Consider the following 21,017-nt stretch of genomic DNA (forward strand, 5'->3'; position numbering starts at 1 on the left):
GGAAGTGGCCCGACCCGCAGGTCGGGTCGATGACGCTGGTCGCGGCGAGACCAAACTCCCGGACCGCCGGCTCGAAGGTCCGATCGAGGATGAACCTCTCCACAAACCTCGGAGTCTGCAACAGCGCGTACGTCTTCTTGGCGTGCATAGACAGGTGCTCATAAAGGTCACCGAGATCCCGAGTGTCCAGCTTCGGGTCCCTTAGCGAGACGGAGCCGGCTCCCCGGCGGAAGAAGTCACTCAGCTCCTCGGCCGCCGGGCCGGAGATGTCGAACCGCCACGCCGGGTTGTGCTGGTCGAAGATCTTGCCGGTGGCCTTGAGGCCGCGCAGGTAGCCGAACGCCTCCCGCAGCCAGTGCCGGTCGTTGTGCCGGGGGTTGGCAATCAGGTACGCCTGCCGGTGCTGCATCGCCCGCTCGGCCGGCGCGGCCGGGTCGGCGCCGCCGATCCACAGCCCGTCGACCAGCTCGTTGTCCTCGCAGAACCGGACGAAGACGCAGCCGAGCACCCAAGCGACCGCCGCCTGGTCGAGCACGTCGTCGAGCCAGGTTTCGAAGCTCGCGCCGATCCGCTCGGCGGCCTTGGCCTGGGCGTACTCCTGGCGCAGTTCCGCCCGCAGACCTGATGCCTCCGCAACCTGCCCACGCAGATCATCCACCAGGCTCTTGACCTGCGCTTGCAATGCCTTCAGCTCGATCACCGCCAGATTCTACGGCCGAACTTCCCGAACGCCACTACTCCGAGTCGTCGTCAGCCACGCCTTCAAGGTTGTCACCGAGCCTGACCCCAATCTCGGCCGCGAACTCTCGGAGCCGCTGCTTCAGAAAATCCGTACGATCATCGACGAACACGGTCTTGTTGCCCTCGCAAAGCCGCCGCCACGCCTTCAACGGGATGCCGTGACTCGTCAGCACCCGCTCTGGCGGAGAGATTCTTCTACCCCCTGAGGCTGCTCGCTCGAGCAGATCTGACCAGGGATCGCGCGGAGTATCGGCCCTTAGCTGACCCGCAGACAGGTCGAGGTTCTTCAAGGCGTCCATCAGCCGCACGTCGGGCCTAGTCGGCATCACAAGCCGGTTCGCCGGCCGCTTGTCGCCTGGAGCAACTTGGCGGTAGCTCTGAGACTCACCAGACGCCAAGACCTTCACCACATCGAAGGGCTGTCCCATGACATCCAGCCGGCGGGGAAACTCCAGCAGCTCCCAAATCACATACGCCTTGGTACGTGCGCTGTTGAGGTTGAACGCCTCAGGCATGGGCTGAACACCGACGTCGCTGATGGGAAGAACACCCGAGCCTAGGGCGTAGCCCCGCACGTCCTGCAGCGCCCGCCGCAGCAACGTCGACGTCGCACCGCCGAAGGCGCTGGTCCAAGACGTCACCCAGAACCAGGTTCGGAGCGTATCGACTTGGGCGGTCGTCGGCTCCGGCCTGTGATGGAAGAACGTCGCAAGCAAAACGAGCTGGTGCGAGTAGGGCAGAAGCCTGGCAAGCGGTACGCCAATCTCCGTCTGAAGGAAACGCACAGCCAGCCCAACGGCCCGCTCAGTATCGGGGATGGCGTTGTGCAGCCGGTTTTGAAGATCGCGCGCTACCACGTCCCACCGAGGAGACAGGATGTCAGTTTCACCGGCCACGGCCAGCATTGCCCTGAAGACAGCGATACGCGGTAGCTCGCCGAATCCTGTCTCGGCGATCGACGTAACAATATCATCGATGCGATCGGCTAATGAAGCCCGGGCATGCTTGTAGGTCAACGCCGACACCATCTGATCCGGGTCCATCCGTGTGCCGGTGCGGTTAAGTCGGGAGTACACGTTGACTGCTTGGTCCAAACTGGCGCCTTGGAGACGTACCAGGGTCAACTTATAGCTCTTGATCCGCTGCGCCACCGCCTCGGCTTCCCGGATCAATTCTTCAACCTGCCGAGGATCTTTCGCCTGAAGCTCGATGCGTCGGAAATGTCCCAGAAAGTCCATCGTCCGCATCACCGCAGCCAGCGGCAGCAAGTGGCTTGGCGGATGACCCTCCGGTCGGTAGTGGCGATAGCGTTCCGGCACCAGCGGGTCATGGCGCAAGTCGCGGTAGACACGCCAGATCCAGTCCTGCTCCGCCTGATCGACCCTCCAAGAGAGGCCGTGCCGCAGCACCCCGAACAAGGTGGACACACGCTGGTGCCCGTCGAGGATGTAGGAGATAGAACTGCCTGCAGCAGGCGGGGGGATCGGCATGCCACCGATGTGATCCAGCGACCGCACCTCCTCGTCCGTCTGCCATACCAGCAGACTGCCGATGGGATACCCACGCTCAATGCTGTCGAAGAGTTCCAGCATCTGGCCGGGCCGCCAGACGAACGGGCGTTGGAAGGCCGGCACTCGAACCCGCCCTCGACCAATGTCGGTGAGCAGGTCGTCGACGAGCACGACCGTGGGATCTGGTCGTATCTCGTTCTGGTCGCTGCGCATGTGGGTCAGTGTCCTACAGAATCCGGTGGATCATCGCGAGCAACTCCCGCAGCTCCGTCACAACCCCTGGGCCCAGCTCCGCGAAGTCCTCCTCGGTCAACGGCAGATCGTCCGGGAACATCCGCTTAGGCATGTTGCGCCTGCCGAATTCGTCCTTGAGGTTCTGGTAGCCCCGCTGCCTCGGGATTCGGGTGCGTAGCTCTTCGATCTGGTTGATGCGGGCGGGGAAATGTCGTTCCCACACCGGAAAGGGGACGTAGTTTTCCATCATCCGCCAAGTGAGTAGGTGCACCTCACGGACCCCAGCCTCGCGACACTTGGCAACCTTGTCATGATGAGGGCTCGGTTCGTCGGGCTCCACACGGTCGCTGTCAAACAGCACAGCGACTCGCACCAGCATGCTGAAGGCCCGGCACTCCTCAGCAGCGAGGTCAGGCATCTGGCCGCAGCCTCCGCCGTTACTCAACCGTAGCCAGTCATTGTCGCCCTGCAGAGCATCGACGATCCTCTGGTCCCGTAGCGCCGCCGCGACCGCCCGTACAAACCCGCCATCACCGATCCGGTTCTCCACAACCAGCACCGCTGGCTTACTCAGATCGGCCAGCACGGCGCGGAGGTCACCTGCTCGAACTTTCGCCGCCGCGGCCGCCGGTGTCGCCGGGTTGGCAGCCTCCACCAACACCTTCTGCATGTACTCGGACAGAGCGGGCACCTGGCGGGCGACGAACTGCACGGCAGCCGACGCGACCGGCAACGAAGGCTGCCACTCATGTCGTCCGTCGAGCGTGAGGATGATCAAATCGATGGTGGCTACCGGATCCGCTGATGCAAAGACCTCCGGCTCAATGTCAAGACGCATGCCGGCTCCGCTTCACCTGCGCCGCCGCAAGTGCCCGAACTTCTCTGTAGTCCTGGGAGAAGTAACCCTCGGGCCAGCTCTCATCGAGATTGCCCAGGTCGTCGATGCGCACCCGCCTGACGTTCGAAGCGCCGTCGTGCTGCTCCACCACATAGACCGCGACAGTCTTCGGGGGCACGTCCTCCTGAGCGATTCGGCGCCGGAGCCGTAGCAGCAAGGTCTCGCTGTGGGTCTCTATGAGGAATCGGGTACCGGTAGCCTGCGCGGTCCGCAGATAGAGGTCTCCCAGTTCGGCGTGTGCCGCGGGGTGTAGGTGCATCTCCGGCTCCTCGATGATTTGCAACGGTGCGGCTACGTTCCGACCGCGTTGCTCGTCCAGCGCACACTGCACGAGGATTGGCAGCATTTGAGCCAGGCCGGAGCCAGCGTCGGCCAGGTTGACACGCACCCTGCTGCCTCGCCTAGTCAGGACCGTGGACCAGAGAGGGCCAGCTTCGATCTCTTCCAGACGCCAGCCCGGCACGATGAGCTGCAGGCGCTCATTGACCATCCCGAGCAAGTCGCCTCCACCACGTTCCTGATCGTGAGCAAGGATGCCCAGCGTCCCCTGCCCCTGCTGTCCGATCCTCTGTGGCGTCCCAAGCGGAAGTCTGTGCTGCCGCTCTGGTCGATCTCGGTAGGCGCTGAGATAGCGGATCGGTCCGAGCGAAAGGTCCATCCCCCGTAGGTCACGAAGTTCCGGGACGCCATCAGCCTGCGGGCACAAACCTTGGAATGCCACGGGACGTATGGCAGAAGCTCGGTCAGAACTGCGGATTTCATACGAGTACGGACCGTCACCGACGTGGAAGGCCGGCTGCCAGGCAAGTACGACGTCAGCGTCCGAAGCACGCAACGTCAGGTCCGAGACGAATGCGGTGCGGTTCTCGGCCACATGCTGGATCGTCGCGGCCATCTGGAAGGGTCTCGGCCCATCCACATCAAAGCCCAGGAAAAACTTGCCGTGCGGGCTCTGCTCGAAGATCAAATCTGGGAAGCCGTCCACCGGCTGTGGTTCGAGTCGGTCCAAGTCGAGCGGCGCGGTAGTCGTCGTCCCGAAGCCCGTCGCGATCACCATCGGCGCCCGAGTCAACACACTCTTGCCCGAGTTGTTCTTGCCGAGCACCACTGTCACCGGGGCCAGCTCGATCTCCTGCCGGTCCCGGAAGCAGCGGTAGTTCTCAAGCACGATCTTGCTGAGGGGCATTCAAAGATTTGTAGCAGTCCACAGTAGTAACCGCCGACCCGCAGCATGTCAGCAATACGACAGTCAGGACGTACGCGCTGCCTCGAAGGTTCCTTCGATCCAGTCGTTGGCGAGCCACAGCGACTGGCTGGCCGGTGAGGTCAGCGGCAACTGCACCCCGTCCAGCACCGCCGGCTCGGGTCGCCGCGCCGGCACCAGCAGCAGCCGGGCAGCCGGCCGGGGCCGGGTCGGGTCGGCCATCTCCTGGAGCAGCCCGAGCTGCCCGTACCGGGCCAGTGGTGCCGCCTCGGTGAGCAGCACCGGCCCCTCGGCGGCGGCGATCGCCGCGCTGACCGCCGGCACCACCTGGTGCCGGACCAGGTCCACCAGGCTGCGGAAGTCCGCGTCCAGCGCCGAGCCGTTGTCGGCCGCCACGATCGCCTCCCACGGGAAGCCCAGCGCACGCAGCCGGTCCAGCAGGATCGCCGTGACGTCCACCTCGGTCAGCGGCAGCCGGCCCAGCAGCGCCCGCCGGGCCGGCCCGAGCCGGCGCAGCGGCGCCAGCACCGCGAGGAAGGCCCGCCGGTCGATGGCGGAGGTGAGCTTGTCTCCCACCTCGTCGGCGGCGGTGAGCCCGAGCAGGGGCGCGTGGGTGGTGGCCAGTCGGGTGCCGGTTACCGACGCCGTCGTAGTCGCCGGCCCGTACACCCGGTCGTGCGGGTGCCAGGTCAGCGGTATCTCGGCTGCGGCGAGCATCTCGTTCAGCGCGGGCCGCTTCGGCAGCCGCTCCGCGCGGGGGAAGCGGCTTTGCACCCGGTCGCGGATCTGGTCCTCGCTGAGCCGCTGCCCGATCAGGCTGCCCACCGACAACCGCAGCGCCCGCTCCGCCGGCATCCCCACCGGGTAGAGCTGCCCCTGCGCGTTGACGTCGACCCGATCGCTGCGGGCGGCCGCCGCGAGCTGCAACAGCCGCAGGTCGGCCACGGCCGGCATCCCCGCCGGCACTGGCAGCCGGCGCAGCTCCTCGACGGCACGTTGCCGGGTCGGCAGCGGATCGGCGCCGGCCAGCTCGACGGCCCGGCCGCCCAGCTCCACCACGTACCCCAGGAAGTCGGCGGCGGTGACGTCGGACGCCGGATCGTCCGGTTCCCGGCCGACCAGGACCGTGCCGGAGGTGCGGAACCGGTGGATGGCCACCCTGGCATCCCCGCCGGTGCTGAGCTCGGCCTCGACGGCGGCGCGCACCAGCCCGATCGCCTGTGGCAACCGCTTCGGCTCGGGCGTGTAGGAGCCACGGGCGGCAATCAGTGCCTGGGCCAACTCCTCGGCGGACATCACCGCGCCGCGGGAGTCGAGCAGTGCCACGATCTCGTTGCGCACCGCCTCCAGTGCCGGCTCGCCCAGCCAGTTCCTGGCCTGGGCAGCAAGCAGCTTGGAGATCTGTGGCTGGCTCCGGCCGGTGGCCCGGGCCGCCTCGCTCTGCGCCGGCCAGCACAGGAACTCACCATCGCCAGTGGGCGTCTGCCCGAGCAGCACGGCCAGCGTCCGGTGGTTGCGGGAGGTCGAGGCGGGAAGCAGGGTCGCGCAGAGTGCCTCCACGCCCTGCGCCAGCGGCTGCTCGTCAACGGCGGCCGACTCGCTTCCGCCCGGCAGCACGGCGCGCAGGGCCCGTGCCTGGGCGATGATCTCCTTGCGGGTAGCGTCCGGCACTCCCTTGGCCCGGGTGAGCGCCGACAGCTCGACGTCCAGCAGCTCGCCGACGGTGTGCAGGCCGAGCCGTTGCAGCGCGGAGCGGGCCCGGGCGGTCAGCTCGGTGACCTCCAGCGGCGACTCGCGAGTCAACCCCACCGCCGCCGGCAGCGGGCCGACCGGGGTCACCGCAGGCTGCGGGATCTGCTGGAAGATGGCCCGCCAGGCGTCGGTCATCTCGTCGACCGTGTCGAACCGCGCCGCCGCGTCCCTCGCCAACGCCCGGCCGAAGAACTCCAACAACCGGTCGGCGACCGCCGGGTCGAACACCGCCGGGTCAAGGGCCACCTCGTCGCTGACCACGGCCGGGTTGGCGTTGTCACCCCACCGGGGCAGCACGCCCGTCGCCATCTCGTAGAGCACGACTGCCGCCGCGAACCGCTCGGCCGCCGCGTCGTAGCGCAGCCGGCGCGGCGGACCGAGGAACGGATCGAGGTAGCCGACGGTGCCCGCGCCGAGCTGGTCGGCGGGGGCGGACGAGAGCGAGAAGTCGAAGACGCACAGGTGCGGCTGCTTGTCCTTCGGCCGGGGTCGGGCCGCGAGGTTGGCCGGCTTCAGGTCACGGTGCCAGACGCCCTGCCCGTCCAGGTAGTTGACGATGTCGAGCAGGTCCCGGCCGTACCGCTCCAGCAGGTCCAGCGCCAGCCGGCCGCCGCGCAGTTCCTCGGCGAGGGTCCGCGTACCGGCGCTCTCCATCAGCAGCGCGGTCCGGCCGCCGACCCGCACCGGGCCGTCGACCAGCGCGGCCACCTGGGGGTGCTTCAACCGCGCGAGGGTACGCGCCTCCGCCGTCAGCCGTTCCTCGTGCTGCTCGTCGCGGGCGACTTTCAGCACCAGGTCACGCGACTCCCCGTCGCGAGTGACCAAGAAGGCGACGGCGGTGGCACCGGAGCCGAGCCGGTCCTTCACCTCCAGGGCGCCGTCGAGCACGTCACCCCGGTGGGCCGAGAGCGGGTCGGCGACCGGCTCGGGCTCAGGCGCGGTTAGTTCCTCCCAGACCTTTTCCAGGTCCTTGTGGAATCGGGAGACGCTGGGCAGCCGTTGCGCCGGATCGCCCCGGGTCGCATCGTAGACCAGGGTGACCAGCGTGTGCGGCATGCCGTCGACCGCAGCATCGAGGTGCAGGCCACTGTCGCGAACCGCGTTGACGAGCTCCTCCGGCGTGGCGGCCGGCACCGCCCCGGCGAAGATCCGGTACGCCAGCGCGCCGAGGGAGAACACGTCGAGCTGGTGACCCGGCAGCCGGGTGGCATTCTCGGCCTCCGGCGCCTGGTAGCGGCGGACCTCGTCGTCGAAGAAAAGCTCCAGGCTGGCTGGGTCGCTCGACGGGCCGAGCCGGGTGAGCTGGGTCGTGCCGGCCAACCGGCCGCCGGTCTGCCAGTCGGTGACCACCAGCGTCGGGCGCGGCCCGTCCGGGTTACCGACGTAGATCGCCCGGGGCGAGAGCGCCCGGTGGGCCAGCCGGCGGGAGTGCGCGTAGTCGATGATCTCGGCGAGATCCTGTACCAGCTGCAACCGCTGGGCCAGGGTCAACGCGTCGCCCCGTCGCAGCAGCCACTGGTCGAGGCGTACCCACTCCTCTTGGTGGTCGAAGATGACCGCCGGGCCCCACGAATGCTCAACCAGGTCGTGCGCCCGCGCCACCCCGGGATGGTGGATGCCCTGCAGCAGGCGGAACTCCCGCTCGGCCGCCCTGCGGATCGCCGGAACCTCATGCTCGGCGGCCCGGCTGGTCAGGTAGAACCGCACTCGACGCACCAGCGAGGTGTCCAGCGCATGCCCGGCGAGGAAGTCCTGCCAGCCGAGACCCTCGGCGAACGGCTTCGGATGCAGCAGCAGTTGACCGACCTTGCGGTCCGCCACCGACGGGCGGATCTTCGCACCGCGCACCAGCTCGACGATGTCCCGGCCGCGCGCCTCGTCCACCAGATGGTCCGGGTTTCGCGGCAGGGCGAGCAGCAGCTTCTTCAGACAGGGCAGGCCGGAGTCGTGCCCCTCCAGCCCGTAGATGTGCTGACTGCCGATCGCGTCCAGGTCGGCCCGCATCGCCTTCGCGTGCATGAAGACCGCCGCCCCGACATAGGGCGTCTCACGCTGCCGCCCATGTTGCTTGGCGTAGTAGCGGATCAGGCTGGCCAGCCGCTTGGCCTTCCGGTTGGCCAGGATGTACGGGTTGTCCTCGGGGATCAGTCGCGAATTCGGCGCCCGGCGCAGCCACTGGGTGCCGTCACCGCGGATCTCCCCCTGCCAGTGCTTCAGCTCCAGCACGTACAGCCCGCTCGGGGTCAACACCAGGGCGTCGACCTCGTTGATCGAGCCGTCGGCGCCCACGAACTCGACGTTCGTCCAGACGTGGTACGGGTCGGCGTCGGGCAGGTAGCCGGCCAACTCGCGCAGACCGTCCTGCTCCCAGATGTACGAGCTGGAGTTGATCTGCTCCCAGCGCGGTGAATCCTCCCGCATGCGCCGACCCTTCCGCCCCGGCCGTCATGTTCCGGCTCAGGCTGCGCACTTTACCGTTTCGCCGCTTGATCAGCGGAGACCACCGCTCGCGTACGTTGTGCATCTGGTCAAATACGCTGGGTATCAATAGACTTCGCTCGACGTCCTTCCCAACCCCTCCGGGAGGTCGCCATGGGCACCTCGACCCGTCTACCAGGTCCGAAGAACGGCAGCTGGACCGCTGCCAAGGGCCGGCTGGGCAACTGGACGCCGGGCGCCACCAGCCGGCCTGATCAACTACTCGGACATGACCAACAACGCGCCGAGGCGATTGCGGCCCAGTACCAGCGAGCGTTGCGAGACGCCCTGAACGCAGATCCGGAGGCGTTCGGCATCCGTGCGGCGACGGAGCAGGCCGGCGGACGGCTGATCGAGCTGCTCGATGGCCTCGGGCGAGCGGATCTCCCACCGGTGGGGGACTTGGCCGCGCAGGATGACGCCGACGAGTTCGTCCGGCGGTTCGTCGGGCAGGTCGCGGGCGATGGCCAACTCATCGTGGACGCTGCCGTCCGCCGGGCCGCTCGACGCGTCGCGGAACACCTCGTGACGCAGGACGAACCGCTCGGCGATCCCGGCCGTCCAACACGGGTCACCGGCGAACTGTTCTGCGCGTTGTATCGGGCGTTCTTCGGTGAGGTGGTCGGCGAGTTCGTACACATTCTCATCGCGGAGAACATCAAGATCGCCGTACCGGCACTGGTGATCCTCGACCCGACCGACGTGGTGGCTGGCTTCGTTGCCGATCAGGTCGTCAAGGTGCTGCCCAACCCCTGCGCTGAGGCGGTCAAACGTGGGCCGGAGCCACCACGGCTCGCCGACGTCGCCAAGGATCTGCTGACCACCACGGTGACTCAGGCCCTCGGGCTCGGCGACAGCGAACTGGAGTTGGCGGCGTGAGCCGGGCGAGCTTCGCGTATGACTACGTGACCCGGGTTCGAGTGTCCACCGATAGGAAGCGCGAGACCATCGGCTGGCCACTGCTTGAGCACGCCGACCAGCGGTTGCAGACATTGACCGAGGTGCCCCAGGACCGGCCGGACTGGGCCCAGGACCTGCTGCAGATCGCCCGAGCCGTATACCTGGCCGACAAGCTGTCGCTGCGCGAGTGCGCGGTCGACGGCTGGACCCGAAGGATCAACCTGTCCGTGGAGGTGGTCAACCCCTCCGTCTGGAGCCCACCAACGTTGCGGCTGCTGTCCCACCTCTCGGAGACGTTAAGCGCGGATCAATGGACGATCAACGTCCGGGCCGGCGGGCAGCGGTGGCCCCAGCAGGGACGGACCACTTATTCCGAGGTAGGAGAGGTGGCCCTGTTCTCCGGTGGGCTTGATTCCACCGCGTGGGCGGCAGAGCGGGCCAAGGCCTCGGCCGGCCCCCTCCTGCTCGTCTCCTATTTCGAACCCCAGTGGGGCAGCCAGCAGGACCAGACTCTCAGCGCGATCGAGAGCTCGGCCTGCCGCGACATCGAGCAACTCAAGGCGTCGCAGCAGGTCCGTCTCACCAGGAAGCTGGAGAAATCTGCGCGCACCCGCGGACTGCTTTATCTCGCCACCGCCATCTACCTCGCCGCCGCCCACGGAGTGCCACAGGTGATCGTGCCGGAGAACGGGCAGCTCGCCGTCAATCCCCCGCTCACACCGGCCCGGGTAGCCGCCTGCTCCACGAAATCCGTACATCCCGGGACACTGCACCTGCTCAACTCGTTGATCGACGCTCTCGGCGGCGGGGTGACCGTCGTCAACCCGTACCTGCACCTCACCAAGGGAGAGGTCTGCCAGCAGGCATTGAACGCCGGTCTGACCCCGGCGACCCTCACCCATGCCACCATCAGCTGTGGGCGCCCACCACGGGACCGACCGGGTGCCGAGCACTACCACTGCGGGACCTGTTACCCCTGTCTGGTACGCCATTCTGGCCTGCTGACCGCACTGGGAACCGACAGCACCCCGTACAAGACGGATGTCTGGATGCTGGGCGACCGGGAGAAGGCTGCCGTGGATCGGCGGGCGCTGCACCGGTGGTTGTGCGGCCCCATCTCCGTTCGAGACCTGACCACCGACACTCCGCTGCCGGACACCGTCGACCCTGGTCCCCTACTCGAGGTGGTGGAGCGCGGTCGGACGGAACTTGGGCAGATGTTCGCTCGGCACGGCCAACCGATCACACCCACCGAGACGCCGCCTCGTCGACTGGCATGGGCAGGCCAAGTAGGGGTATGAGCCCGGGATGAGGGCCAGTTTCCGGCTTGGCCGGGTCGCAGGAGTGCCGGTCGGTGTCAACTGGAGCGTGCTGGTCATCTTCGCGCTGATCGCGTGGGGGTTGGCGGCGAACCAGTTCCCCCGTTCGTACCCGGACCGCTCGCCCGTGGCGTACACCCTCGCCGGCCTGGCCGCGGCGGTGGTCTTCTTCGTCGGCCTGCTCGCCCACGAGGTGTCGCACGCGGTGGTGGCCAAACGCAACGGGCTGGAGGTCGACGGCATCACGCTGTGGCTGTTCGGCGGCGTGGCCGAGTTGCGGGGCGAGCCGCGTGACCCGGGCGCGGAGTTACGCATCGCAGGCGTCGGCCCGCTGGTCAGCCTGCTGATCGGGGCGTTCTTCGGTGCCATCGCGGCGTTGCTCGCGCTGGCCGGGCAGGGCGGCCTGCTGTTCGGGGCGGTGGCCTGGCTGGCGGGGATCAACGTGCTGCTGGCCGTCTTCAACGTGTTGCCGGCCGCGCCCCTGGACGGTGGCCGGTTGCTGCGCGCCGCGGTCTGGAAGGCCACCGGCGACCGGACCCGGGCGTCGGTGGTCGCCGCCCGGGCCGGCTGGGTGCTGGGTGTGCTGCTGATCGGCCTGGGGTTGTGGCAGTTCCTGTCCGGTGTCGGTTTCGGTGGGCTCTGGCTGGCGCTGATCGGCTGGTTCCTGATCGGGGCGGCCGGCATGGAGGAGCGGCAGGCCCGCACCGGCACCGCGCTGCGCGGGATCCGGGTGGGCGACGTGATGACCCCGCAGCCGCAGACGGCCTCGGCGCAGATGACTGTCGCGGACTTCGTCGACCACTACCTTTTCGCGTACCGGCATTCGGCGCTGCCGCTGACCGAGGACGGCCGGCCGACCGGGCTGGTCACCGTCGATCGGGTGCGGGGCGTACCGCCGGAGCGGCGGGCGTCGACCACGCTGGCCGAGGTGGCCTGCCGGGCCGACGATCTGGTGCTGGCCCAGCCCGGTGAACAGCTCAACGACCTGCTCCCCCGGCTCTCCGAGTGCGCCGACGGCCGCGCCCTCGTGGTGACCGAAGACGGCCACCTGACCGGCATAGTCTCCCCCAGCGACATCAGCCGCGCCGTCCAACGCAGCACCCTCCGCACCCCCACGCCCTCCCGCACCCCACCCCGTTGATCATGAAGTTATTGCGCCGACACGCCGCGCCGAGTGGCAATAACTTCATGATCAACGAAGGCAAGGGAAGAGGGGCTTGGGGTTAGGAGTGGGGGCAGGTGTTGCGGTACTCCTGGATGGTTGAGGAGGGCGCGGGTGCGGGGCAGAGGAACTGGTCGTAGCGGGTGTCGTCGTCCACGAAGCGCTTCAGCCAGGAGATGCTGTACTTGGCGACCGTCACGTTCGTCGAGGTGGGCGCGGAGTGGCTGGCGTTGTTGAGTTCCAGGTACGCCTTGTCCAGCGTGGACGGCAGGCTGGTGTAGAAGGGCTCCGAGTGCGACGAGACCGGCGCCACCGAGTCGTTCTCCGCGCCGACGACCAGCGTCGGCACTCGTACGCCGGACCAGTTCTTGACGGTGTGCCAGCCGGTCAGCGGGATCGCGGCCTGCAACTGCGGTCGTGAGTTCGCCGCCGAGAGGCTGCCGCCGCCGCCCATCGAGTGCCCCATCACGGCGAGCCGGTTGCGGTCGATCCGGGTACGTACGCCGCTGGTGTTGGTGAGGTAGTCCAGGGCTGCGAGCAGTTGCGTGCCCCGGCTGGCCGGCTGGTCGTAGCGGGACAACGTGTCGATCGTGATCACCACGAAGCCCTGCGAGGCGAGGCGTGGCCCCAGCCAGGCCACGCTGGACTGGGTGGCGGTGTAGCCGGGTGAGATCGCAACCGCGCCGAAGGTGCCCTCGGCGGTGCTGGTCGGGTAGTAGATCGTCCCGCCCCGGAAACCGCTGACGCTGGAGGCGGCGACGGTGCTCTGGGCGATGGCGAACGCGCCCCGGCTGGCCTCGATGCTGGCCACGGTGGGGGCCGGGCCGCGCTCGTAGGGGCTGGCGGCGGCGTGGGCGGCCGGCGCCGCTGCGCCCAGTCCGGCGCCGAGCACGGCGAGGGCGAGCGCCCAGCGCAGAGCGCGGCGGGGGCGAGGGGCGACTGGTTCGGGGATGATGGCGGGTACGGGCTGCATGTCTCGCTCCGAGGGGTGGAGCCGACGGCCCCGGGACGGGGACCGGACGATGAGACTCATCGACAGACGTCAGTGTCCGCTCGGGGTCTCGCACCCCACCAATCCCAGCCGCCCCATGCCGCCGCGCTATGACACGCGCTGAATCACCGGGGGAAGTAGCGGTCCATGGCCTCGGTGCGGAACGTGCCCTTCGGGTCCAGGTCGGCCAGGAGCGCGGCGAAGTCGTCGTAGCGCGGGTAGCGGGCGGACAGCTCGGCCGGGTCGGTGACGAAGACCTTGCCCCAGTGCGGGCGGGGCGCGAAGGGCGCCAGCCGCTCCTCCACGGCGGCCACCACGGGCAGCACCGCCGCGGTGTCGTCGACCCAGGTGAAGTGCAGCACGAAGCTGTCGCGCCGGTAGTTCGGGCTGAGCCACAGCTCGTCGGCCGCCACCGTCCGCAGCTCGGACACCAGCAGCACCGGGGCGATCAGGTCCGCCACGTCGTCCAGGGCGGCGAGCGCGTCCGCCGCCGCCGTGCGCGCGACGTGGTACTCGGACTGCAACTCGTCGCCGCTGCTCGGGGTGAAGCCGAGCTTGAAGTGCGGCAGCCGTTCGTGCCACGGGCCCGGCTCGCCGAGCTGCGGGGTGCAGTTCTCCGCCGGCATCCCGAGCACCGGGTGCCGAGGCTGGTCGGCCGCCGTGGTGCCCAGCCAGTCAACCGGGGGTGACGGCTCGTCGGCCACCTGCTTGCGCCACACCTCACGCAGCCGGGAAGTCCGGAAGTCGGTGAAGACACTCACGCTGTACGCCGAGCCGAGCGCCTCGTCCAACGCCGTCCGGTCCAGGTCGAGGCGTACGTACTGGCGCAGCGCGAAGGTCGGCACGACGTCCAGAGTGACGCGGGTGACCAGGCCGAGCGCGCCGAGCCCGACCACCATGCCGGCGAACGTGTCGGTGTCGCGGTCGACACGGAGCAGGTCGCCGTCGGCGGTGACCAGTTCGAGGCCGGCGACCGCGCTGGCCAGGTTGCCGTGGGTCTGACCGGAGCCGTGGGTGGCGGTGGCCACCGCGCCGGCCACCGAGATGTGCGGCAGCGAGGCGAGGTTTTCCAGCGCGTACCCCTGGGTGTGCAGCTGTCGGGCGACGTCGCCGTAGCGCATCGCGCCGCTCACCGTGACCTGCCCGCGCTCGTGGTCCACCTCGACGACCGGGGGCAGCCCGGCGAGGCTGACCAGGTCACCGTCGGTGTCGCCGAGACGGTTGAAGGAGTGCCCGCTGCCCACCGCCCGGATCCGGCTGCTGCCGGCGACGAGCCCGCGCAGCTCGTCGACGGAGGTGGGGCGGTGGAACGCCTTGGCGGCGTACCGCACGTTGCCGGCCCAGTTGCGGCGCGGAACGTCAGTGTTCGACGCGGTGTGCGGTCCCTGCGCGGTCATGTGGCGGTCTCCCGATCGGTGCTCTGCTGGTCGGCCAACGCGGCGACGAGGGCACCCAGAACGGTATCCGTCTCGGACGTGTTGTAGCCACGCTGGGCGATCGGCAGACCGGCCCTGGTGGCGCGTTCGATCTCCCCTCGGGCCGCCTGCCGGGCTGACGTGTCCCCGGACATCAGCGCGTCCTGGCCGCGTCGGATCAACCGGTCGACCCGGTCCATCTGGTAGCCACGCAGACCGATCATGAGCTCCGGCGCCTCGAAGGCGGCGCGGCGCACCGCCAGCAGGTCGACGAACCGGTCGCCGGCATAGCGGGTCAACGCGGCCGACACCTGCTCCGGCTGCTCACGGACCTGGTCGAGAACGAGCAACTCGATGGCCGGGCGACCGTCGGACGGGTGGCGCGCCGTCACCAGCTCACGGGGCACACCCTGCACAGGAACCAGCAACAGTCGCGGCGGTCTCGCGTAGCCGTCGCGTCGGGGCGGCTCGTCGAGGACCAGCGTGTCGACCTCGTCCCACCGAATCTCCCGGCGCAGGCCGGGACGCCGGATGCTGAGCCCTTCCGAGTGGATCCCGAACCGGAACGGCCGCATCGCGCTGACCAGCGCGACCGCGCCGAGCGCGATCGCCCCCACCGCGATGATCGTCCGTAGCAGGGCGCCGTCGCTGGGATAGACCAACAGAAGCACTCCACCGAGTACGCACACCAAGGCGAGCGCACGGGCCCCCCGATTCCGGCGCAGTTCCACGCTCGGACCCCCGTTTCATGACCGTGGCGTCGGTCCCGACATCTTCCGCCAGACCGGGCACCAGGGACACCGGTCGATCGGGCACGGTTGTTCTCGTCGTCGTCGGGGAACCCTACGCCCATGAGCAGCTACCGTGATCCGGCCGCACGAGGCGACGTCTTCCCCTCCGAGGAGGAGCTGGACCCGACCGGCACCGAGGTCGAGCAGGCCAGCGCGCCGCCGGCCGGCGGGTCATCGAGCCACCCGTCGCCGACGCCCGGTCCTCGGCCCACACCGACGCCCGCGCCCGCCCCGACGCCGGTGCCGGCACCCGGCCCGCCGCCGCGCGCCCCCGGCGCACAGTCGATCGTGACGCGTCACCTGGACGGCTCGGTGGAGGTGGTCACCGACCTCGACGGGGACGGCGTCGCCGACATCGTCCAGATCGACGTGGACGGTGACGGGATCCCGGACATCACCTACGTGGACAGTGACCGCGACGGGCGGCTGGACACCGTGCTAAGTGACCCGAACGCGGTCGGGACAAGCTTCCACCGGGCCTGACCGGGCCGAGTCAGAGCTTCGCCATCACCTCGCCGGCGACCAGCTCCAGGTGCTCCAGGTCGCTGAGGTCAAGCACCTGGAGGTAGAGCCGCTCGCTGCCGATCTCCGCGTACCGGCCGATGGTGTCCAGCACCTCGGCGGGCGTGCCGGCCAGACCGTTGGCCCGCAGCTCGTCCGGATCGCGACCGATGGCGGCAGCGCGGCGGGCCACCTCGGCGTCGTCGCGCCCGCAGCAGAGCACCAGGGCGTTGGACCAGACCATCTCGGCCGGGTCCCGGCCGATCTCGACGCAGGCCGCGCGTACCCGGTCGAACTGCGCCGCGGTGTCCGGCACCGAGGCGAACGGCAGGTTGAACTCGTCCGCGTAGCGGGCGGCCAGCCGAGGGGTGCGCTTCGGGCCCGTACCGCCGAGCAGGATCGGAGGACGGGGCTGCTGCACGGGCTTGGGCAGTGCCGGCGAGTTCCGGACCGGGTAGTACCGGCCGTCGTGGTCGAACCGCTCCCCCGGCGGCGTGGCCCAGAGCCCGGTGATGACGGCGAGCTGCTCCTCCAGCCGGTCGAACCGCTCGCCCAGCGGCGGGAACGCGAGGCCGTACGCGCTGTGCTCCTCGGCGTACCAGCCGGTGCCGATGCCCAGCTCCACCCGGCCGCCGCTCATCTGGTCGACCTGCGCCACCGTGATCGCCAGCGGGCCGGGCAGTCGGAAGGTGGCAGCGGTCATGAGCGTGCCGAGCCGGATGCGGCTGGTCTCCCGGGCCAGGCCGGCGAGCGTGGTCCACGCGTCGGTGGGGCCGGGCTCGCCGCTCACGTCACCCATCTTCAGGTAGTGGTCGGACCGGAAGAACGCCCCGTAGCCGGCGTCCTCGGCGCAGCGGGCGACGGCGAGCAACTGGTCGTAGCTGGCACCCTGCTGGGGCTCGGTGAAGATCCGAAGTTCCATGATCCGAGCATAGGGAGCCGATCGGCGGTGGCGCGTCGGGACGGCGACCGTGGTCATATGCTTTGACAGTCATATGACGGAGGAGGCATATTGGGGAGGTGTCCACCGACGCCTTCACCGTCCTCGCCGAGCCCACCAGGCGCCGGATCCTCGATCAGCTCCGCGACGCCGAACGCAGCGTCGGCGAGCTGGTCGATGGGCTCGGGGTCAGCCAGCCAGCCGTCTCCAAACACCTGCGGGTGCTTCGCGACGCCGGCTTCGTCACCTGCCGGACGGCCGCCCGACAGCGGATCTACCGCCTCGACCCCGGCCCGCTGCGGGTCGTCGACGGCTGGCTCGACCCGTACCGGCGGCTCTGGGCCCGACACCTGGACGCCCTGGAACGGCACCTCGACAGTCAGGAGCAGTGAATGGACCGCGACGCGTTCCGCCCGAGCCCACCCGCCGACGTGCGCGCCGAGCGAAACGACGCTCACGCGACCCTCGTCTTCGTCCGCGACCTGCGGCATCCGCCAGCCACCGTCTGGGCGGCACTGACCGACCCGGCCCAGCTCGCGCAGTGGGCGCCGTTCCTCGCCGACCGCGATCTCGGCAACGCCGGCGCCGCCGTGCTCACCCTCGTCGACGGCGAGACCACCCAGGAGGACCCGGCGACGGTACGCCGGGCCGAGCCGCCGCACCTGCTGGAGTACACCTGGGGCGACGACCTGCTGCGCTGGGAGCTGAGCCCGCTGGGCAGCGGCACCCGGCTCACCCTGCGGCACACCGTCGCCGAGCGGGGCATGCTGCCGATGGTCGCGGCCGGCTGGCACCTCTGCCTCGACGTGGCCGACCGGTTGCTCGACGGCGACCCGGTCGGCCCGATCCGCGGCGCGGAGGCCAAGGACTTCGGCTGGCCCGAGCTGCGCGACGCGTACGCCGAACGGCTCGGTGCGGGCTGACCGGTGCAGTTCCGGCGGCCCCGGAGCCCGGAGCCGCCGGAACCCGGTCAGACGTACGGCCGCTTGGCGTACGCCTCGCGGAGCGCGGCCAACCCGGCCGCCTTCGGCACCAGGGTGCCCCACCCGGAGTTGAAGTAGTTGGTGCGCACGATCCGTGGCCCGCGCTCGGCGTTGAGCTGGGCGATCGCCGGCGGGACTGTGGCGATCCAGGCGGCCTGGTTCGGAATCTCGGCGACCCTGACGCCCCACTCCGCGATGATCACGGGTCGGGACAGCGCCACCGGGCCGAGATCCGCCACCGCCCAGTCCTTGGTGCGACGAAACCGGGCCAGCGCGGTGTGGCTGGCGTTGGTGCCGTACGCGTTCCACTGGAGGTAGTCGAGGCGGGACATCAGCGACTCCGGGTGGGTGCGCTGGAAGCATTCCCGGTCGAAGCCGCCCAACCCCACCGAGAAGGTCGTCCCGGTGGGCAGGGTCCGCGCCCTGAACCACGTCAGGATGTAGTTGATCGCCTGCACCGCGCGAGCGTCCGACTCGGCCCAGGTGTACGCCTTCCCGTCCTCGGTGGTGCCGAACTCGTGATCTGTGTCCAGTTCCGAGGCGAGCTGGATGTTGACCCCGAAACCCAGCGCCCGGTACTGCGACAGGGCGCGGGCGAACAACCCGTCGCACTGCCCCTTGATCACCTGGTTGTACCCGTACGCCCTCGGCCAGGTGGTGCCGGGTCGCTGCTGGATGGTCATCGACGGGGCTGGCACCGTGTAGCTGACGCCGTCCACAGTGAAGCTCTGCGGCCCGTAGTTCGGGGCGCCGTAACTCTTCAACTCCAGGACCATGTTCATCTGCACACCGGCCTTACCAAGATTGACCAGCCAGGGCCGGTTGTAGCCGGGGAAGATGAAGCCGTCGGCGAAGCTGCGGTACTGGGTGAGCGACCGGAAGTTGCCGCCGGCCATGTCGGCGGTCGGGTCGGCGCCCCCAGAGAGGTAGTAGCCGCCGAGCACGGGTTGGCTCAGGCTGTAGTCGGCGGCTGCCGTCGCGGTGTTGCCAGCGGCATCGCGGACCTGGACGGTGACCCGGGGCATCACGCCACCGACCGATACACGGCCACGGAGCCGTTGTCGGAGACCCGGGTCCAGGTACGTCCGGAGTTGTCGGTGACGGTGACCGTGAGCGGGTCGATGACCGCCGTGACCTTGACCGGCGCGCTGCTGTTGCCCTGCGCGTCGGTGACCACGATGGTGACGGTCAGCGGTTTGGTGTCGGCGTCTGAGTAGGTGACGGTCAGCAGCATCTGGTCACCCGGCGCGAAGACGGATGCGTTCAGGGCTGCGGTTGCAGTGGGAGCGGCCATGTCGGGCCCTTTCTTGCTCGGTCGCCGGGGCCTCGGCGCGCGGTCGAGCGACGCCGGACCCCGGCGGGGTCCACAGTGCGAAAGGCCGGCGGGGCACGGGGACGGTGGGCACGACCGACGGACGGCGCTGCCTGACTGCCGATGGTGCTGACGTCCTTGTCCCGATGGGCGGAGGCACCGCTGCGGGCGCCCGCAGGGGTGTCGGTGACAGCCACGGCCTGTCGTACGCGCGATCGGCACGGCAGCTGTGCCGTGACCGCCACGGCTTCGAGGCCGGGCTGGGTGAGGGCGGCACCGGTGCGGACGATGTTGTCCCCACCGGGCCGGAGGATCGGGATGTGGCCCGCCACCCGTCTACCTCCACCTGCCCCAAGGGTGCTCTACCAGGGGCTTTACCGTCTTGTCCGAATTGCGACAAGAGCCCGGAAGGCTCGGGAAGGGCTCGGCGCGACGGGTTACTCGGGCGGCGTCCCGCGCACGGCCCACGCCCGCGCGGTGAGCCGGATCGACCCGTCCGGCTCGACCGGCAGCCGCGTGGCCAGCGACTCCCGCAGCGCGGCCCGGTCGGATTCGGCCAACGTCGCGACGTACCCCGGCGCCGACCCCTGGCCGCCGAGGAACGGCGTCCAGTAGTCGGCGAAGTTGGTAAAGGTCGTCGGTACGTCGACCGGCCAGACCGACACGTCCCGCAACCCGGCCCGCTCCCACAGCGTGCGGAGCGCGTCGGGCTGGCACACGGTGGTGCGGTTCCCCTCGTCCAGCTTCGCCGAGGCCCCGTCGAGCTGTGCGGCGGCGGCCCAGAAGTGCCGCATCATCGCCATCTGATCGGCGTAGTCCCAGACGTAGGCGGCCACCACCCCGGCCGGCCGGACCACCCGGGCGAACTCCGCCACCGCCCGCGCGGGCTCCGGCACGAAATTGAGCGTCAATCCGCTGACCACCACGTCCGCGACGCGATCGGGCAGCGGCAGCGCTTGGGCGTCACCAACCTGGAAGGCCGCTCGGGGGTCGGTGACCTGGGTACGCGCGACAGCGACGAAGCCCTCCGACGGGTCGATGCCGGTTATCTCGGCGGGGTCGTTGTGGGTGAGGATCGTCGAGGTCAGTGCTCCGGTGCCGCTGCCCACGTCGAGCCAGTGCCGCCCCGGCGCAACGGCCAACCCGCGCAGGAATTCCACAGCGACCAGGCGGCTCCACCGACCCACGTACGCCTCGTACGCGTCACCGTTCGCCCACACCGGCTGCACCATCCCGAAAAGATACGACAGGTCAGGGCCGTCGATGCTGGCGTTCAGTCGAGGTGGTCGGCGGGGGCGGTCTGGAGCAGCCAGGCCAGTGGCATCCGTGCCCGCGTCTCGTAGCTGCCGTCCCTGCTCAGCCGGTGGAGGGTGACCGTCTGCGCGCCGTCCCGATCGACGACCCAGTACTGCGGGATCCCCGCCGACGCGTACTCGCGGACCTTGGTCACGGAGTCCATCGCCTCCGAGCCCGGCGAGACGATCTCCACGACGAGTACGACGTCGGCGACAGTGGCCCAGACGCTGCGGGACGGCGGCTTACGCCAGACGCTCACGTCGGGGATGCGGCCACCGTCACCGTCCGGTCCGGAGATGCGCACACCGACCGCCTGAAGCACCTGCTCGGCAGGCCACCCGGCCACGATCAGCCAGGCGAAGAGGCGGCTGGCGATCATGGCGTGTTCCGAATCGGGCGGCAGCATGACCGACAGGAACCCCTCGGGGCTGGTCTCGTAGCGGTGACCGTTCGGATCGGCGGCGTTCATCGCCGCCACGTCTGCGAGCGTCACGACGGCGGGCATGTCCATGCCGACAGCCTCAGCGCTCATGGGTCTCAGCCTAGGTGACCAGCGGTGCCGAGCACCGCACCCGAAGGCGCGGTGTCC

Annotated in this window: 19 protein-coding genes and 1 pseudogene; 6 read left to right on the top strand and 14 right to left on the bottom strand. The window is 69.5% G+C overall.

The annotated features are described in order from the left end of the window. The 6 genes and pseudogenes from ABZU43_RS29890 to ABZU43_RS29915 form a co-directional block, all read right to left on the bottom strand. Nucleotides 1-700, bottom strand: a pseudogene (locus ABZU43_RS29890) (SAM-dependent methyltransferase); the annotation flags it as partial. 34 nt (nucleotides 701-734) lie between these two features. Continuing rightward, on the bottom strand, nucleotides 735-2,465 hold the full coding sequence (locus tag ABZU43_RS29895; RefSeq protein ID WP_355009738.1) for a DUF262 domain-containing protein: 1,731 nt from the start codon (nucleotides 2,463-2,465) through the stop codon (nucleotides 735-737). Nucleotides 2,466-2,478: 13 nt separating this feature from the next. Next, nucleotides 2,479-3,324, bottom strand: coding sequence for a hypothetical protein (locus tag ABZU43_RS29900; RefSeq protein WP_355009739.1), 846 nt, complete (start codon nucleotides 3,322-3,324; stop codon nucleotides 2,479-2,481). After that, the gene (locus tag ABZU43_RS29905) at nucleotides 3,314-4,570 is read right to left on the bottom strand and encodes a DUF3696 domain-containing protein (RefSeq protein WP_355009740.1); all 1,257 of its coding nucleotides are present in this window, start codon (nucleotides 4,568-4,570) and stop codon (nucleotides 3,314-3,316) included. The genes ABZU43_RS29900 and ABZU43_RS29905 overlap by 11 nt, the downstream gene beginning before the upstream one ends. Before the next feature lie 63 nt (nucleotides 4,571-4,633). After that, nucleotides 4,634-8,761: a BREX system serine/threonine kinase PglW gene (gene pglW, locus ABZU43_RS29910; protein WP_355009741.1), complete on the bottom strand. Its 4,128-nt coding sequence runs from the start codon at nucleotides 8,759-8,761 to the stop codon at nucleotides 4,634-4,636. 276 nt (nucleotides 8,762-9,037) lie between these two features. Continuing rightward, complete coding sequence (locus ABZU43_RS29915; RefSeq protein WP_355009742.1) at nucleotides 9,038-9,340, bottom strand: hypothetical protein; 303 nt, start codon at nucleotides 9,338-9,340, stop codon at nucleotides 9,038-9,040. A gap of 3 nt (nucleotides 9,341-9,343) precedes the next feature. On the opposite strand from ABZU43_RS29915, the gene ABZU43_RS29920 reads away from it, so the two are divergent. Genes ABZU43_RS29920 through ABZU43_RS29930 form a run of 3 tightly spaced genes read left to right on the top strand, consistent with a single transcriptional unit; the run spans nucleotide 9,344 to nucleotide 12,178 of the window. Then, nucleotides 9,344-9,697, top strand: a complete 354-nt coding sequence (locus tag ABZU43_RS29920; protein ID WP_355009743.1) for a hypothetical protein — start codon at nucleotides 9,344-9,346, stop codon at nucleotides 9,695-9,697. After that, nucleotides 9,694-11,019 carry a 7-cyano-7-deazaguanine synthase gene (locus ABZU43_RS29925; protein ID WP_355009744.1) on the top strand — a complete coding sequence of 442 codons (1,326 nt, stop codon included), beginning with the start codon at nucleotides 9,694-9,696 and terminating at the stop codon, nucleotides 11,017-11,019. Before ABZU43_RS29920 ends, ABZU43_RS29925 begins: the two co-directional genes overlap by 4 nt. A 7-nt stretch (nucleotides 11,020-11,026) precedes the next feature. Beyond that, nucleotides 11,027-12,178 carry a site-2 protease family protein gene (locus ABZU43_RS29930; RefSeq protein WP_355009745.1) on the top strand — a complete coding sequence of 384 codons (1,152 nt, stop codon included), beginning with the start codon at nucleotides 11,027-11,029 and terminating at the stop codon, nucleotides 12,176-12,178. Between the two features lie 82 nt (nucleotides 12,179-12,260). Here ABZU43_RS29930 and ABZU43_RS29935 read toward each other — a convergent pair whose 3' ends face one another. The 3 genes from ABZU43_RS29935 to ABZU43_RS29945 form a co-directional block, all read right to left on the bottom strand. After that, nucleotides 12,261-13,172, bottom strand: coding sequence for an alpha/beta hydrolase (locus tag ABZU43_RS29935; RefSeq protein ID WP_355009746.1), 912 nt, complete (start codon nucleotides 13,170-13,172; stop codon nucleotides 12,261-12,263). Between the two features lie 143 nt (nucleotides 13,173-13,315). Further along, nucleotides 13,316-14,587, bottom strand: coding sequence for an FAD-binding protein (locus tag ABZU43_RS29940; RefSeq protein ID WP_355009747.1), 1,272 nt, complete (start codon nucleotides 14,585-14,587; stop codon nucleotides 13,316-13,318). Further along, a complete protein-coding gene (locus tag ABZU43_RS29945; protein ID WP_355009748.1) occupies nucleotides 14,584-15,267 on the bottom strand; it encodes a hypothetical protein in 684 nt (227 codons plus the stop codon). The genes ABZU43_RS29940 and ABZU43_RS29945 overlap by 4 nt, the downstream gene beginning before the upstream one ends. A gap of 189 nt (nucleotides 15,268-15,456) precedes the next feature. On the opposite strand from ABZU43_RS29945, the gene ABZU43_RS29950 reads away from it, so the two are divergent. Beyond that, entirely contained in the window at nucleotides 15,457-15,879 is a 423-nt protein-coding gene (locus tag ABZU43_RS29950; protein WP_355009749.1) for a hypothetical protein, read from the top strand. 10 nt (nucleotides 15,880-15,889) lie between these two features. Here ABZU43_RS29950 and ABZU43_RS29955 read toward each other — a convergent pair whose 3' ends face one another. Continuing rightward, nucleotides 15,890-16,819, bottom strand: a complete 930-nt coding sequence (locus ABZU43_RS29955) for an LLM class F420-dependent oxidoreductase (protein ID WP_355009750.1) — start codon at nucleotides 16,817-16,819, stop codon at nucleotides 15,890-15,892. A 98-nt stretch (nucleotides 16,820-16,917) separates the two neighbouring features. Between ABZU43_RS29955 and ABZU43_RS29960 the strand changes: the two genes are divergently transcribed. Both ABZU43_RS29960 and ABZU43_RS29965 read left to right on the top strand, forming a co-directional pair. Further along, the gene (locus ABZU43_RS29960; protein ID WP_355009751.1) at nucleotides 16,918-17,229 is read left to right on the top strand and encodes a metalloregulator ArsR/SmtB family transcription factor; all 312 of its coding nucleotides are present in this window, start codon (nucleotides 16,918-16,920) and stop codon (nucleotides 17,227-17,229) included. After that, a complete protein-coding gene (locus tag ABZU43_RS29965) occupies nucleotides 17,230-17,760 on the top strand; it encodes an SRPBCC family protein (protein WP_355009752.1) in 531 nt (176 codons plus the stop codon). Between the two features lie 47 nt (nucleotides 17,761-17,807). Here the strand turns inward: ABZU43_RS29965 and ABZU43_RS29970 are convergent, their stop codons facing one another. The 4 genes from ABZU43_RS29970 to ABZU43_RS29985 all read right to left on the bottom strand — a co-directional run bounded on the left by ABZU43_RS29970 (nucleotide 17,808) and on the right by ABZU43_RS29985 (nucleotide 20,960). Beyond that, a complete protein-coding gene (locus ABZU43_RS29970; RefSeq protein WP_355009753.1) occupies nucleotides 17,808-18,845 on the bottom strand; it encodes a hypothetical protein in 1,038 nt (345 codons plus the stop codon). Further along, nucleotides 18,845-19,114, bottom strand: a complete 270-nt coding sequence (locus ABZU43_RS29975; protein WP_124859437.1) for a hypothetical protein — start codon at nucleotides 19,112-19,114, stop codon at nucleotides 18,845-18,847. Before ABZU43_RS29975 ends, ABZU43_RS29970 begins: the two co-directional genes overlap by 1 nt. A 455-nt stretch (nucleotides 19,115-19,569) precedes the next feature. Continuing rightward, the gene (locus ABZU43_RS29980) at nucleotides 19,570-20,364 is read right to left on the bottom strand and encodes a methyltransferase domain-containing protein (protein WP_355009754.1); all 795 of its coding nucleotides are present in this window, start codon (nucleotides 20,362-20,364) and stop codon (nucleotides 19,570-19,572) included. Nucleotides 20,365-20,405: 41 nt separating this feature from the next. After that, nucleotides 20,406-20,960 carry a Uma2 family endonuclease gene (locus tag ABZU43_RS29985; RefSeq protein WP_355009755.1) on the bottom strand — a complete coding sequence of 185 codons (555 nt, stop codon included), beginning with the start codon at nucleotides 20,958-20,960 and terminating at the stop codon, nucleotides 20,406-20,408. Nucleotides 20,961-21,017 lie beyond the last annotated feature (57 nt).

The organism is Micromonospora sp. NPDC005205 (assembly GCF_040608275.1).
In the GTDB taxonomy this organism is placed as follows: Bacteria; Actinomycetota; Actinomycetes; order Mycobacteriales; family Micromonosporaceae; genus Micromonospora.